Origin of the sequence: Streptomyces diastatochromogenes (assembly GCF_002242805.1) — a bacterium.
In the GTDB taxonomy this organism is placed as follows: domain Bacteria; phylum Actinomycetota; class Actinomycetes; order Streptomycetales; family Streptomycetaceae; genus Streptomyces; species Streptomyces diastatochromogenes.
Genome location: NZ_MCGQ01000213.1, coordinates 1 through 899, shown reverse-complemented (window position 1 = coordinate 899; position 899 = coordinate 1). Strand labels below are relative to the sequence as shown.

1 protein-coding gene is annotated in these 899 nt (G+C 72.3%); it reads left to right on the top strand.

Annotated elements, in window-relative coordinates:
- Positions 1–78: 78 nt before the first annotated feature.
- The gene (locus tag BEK98_RS47675; RefSeq protein WP_094222994.1) at positions 79–867 is read left to right on the top strand and encodes an anti-sigma factor; all 789 of its coding nucleotides are present in this window, start codon (positions 79–81) and stop codon (positions 865–867) included.
- The last annotated feature ends 32 nt before the right edge of the window (positions 868–899 follow it).

The window sequence follows — 899 nt, the reverse complement described above, 5'->3', positions numbered from 1 at the left end:
ACGCCCTGCACGCCCTGCGCCTGGCGCTGCGGGAACGGGGCATCGAGCCATGACCGTGGCGGGCAGGAGGCGGCGACCATGAGTGCGGAGCACGACGCCCTCCGGCTGACGCTGGGAGGATACGTCCTGGGCACGCTGCCCTCGGCGGAAATGGAACAGGTGCGCGTCCACCTCGCGGCATGCGCCGAATGCCGGGCCGAACACGCCCAGCTGGCGGGATTGCCCGCGCTGCTGGCGACAGTGACCGAAGCGGAAGCCTCGGGCCAGACGGTGCCGACGGCCGACGGAGAACTGACCGACCGGCTGGTGGCACGGGCAGCCGAAAGCACACAGGGCGCCGTGCCCGTACGGCCCGCCACGCCCGCGGTGTCGCAGACCCCAGAGGGGGGTGTGCTGGAGAGGCTGCTCCAGCAGGCCGCGGCCAGGCGCCGCAAGTCTTGGCGTCTGCAACTGGCCGGCGCTGCAGCCTCGCTGACGCTCATCGCGGCAGCGGCCGGCGGCACATGGCTGGCGACCATCGGATCCGTGGGCAGTCAGGCGAGGCCGCCCGGACCGACCGCGCCGGCTGTCTGGCGCACCTTCTCCGGAAGCGACCCCACCACCGGCGTCACCGCCTCGGTGAAGGTCTCGCCCTCCGCCTGGGGCAGTCTCCTGCAGATCTCCGCCAGGGGGGCACCCGCCGGAATCACCTGCCGGCTGCAGGCGGTCGGGCCCGGCGGGGACAGGACGGACAGCGCTACCTGGCGGGCAGGCGAGTACCCCCTCGGCACCACGATCCCAGGAGCGGTCGCCATGACTCCGGGAGCCATCGAGCACTTCGAGATCCTCGCAGGTAACGGTCAGAAGCTGGTCACCATCCGAGCGTGAGGCCAGGCCCTGGCGGTCATGTCACTGGACGG

Coding starts and splice junctions, on each gene's coding strand:
- BEK98_RS47675 (WP_094222994.1), top strand. CDS start 79: ATGAGTGCGGAGCACGACGCCCTCCGGCTGACGCTGGGAGGATACGTC.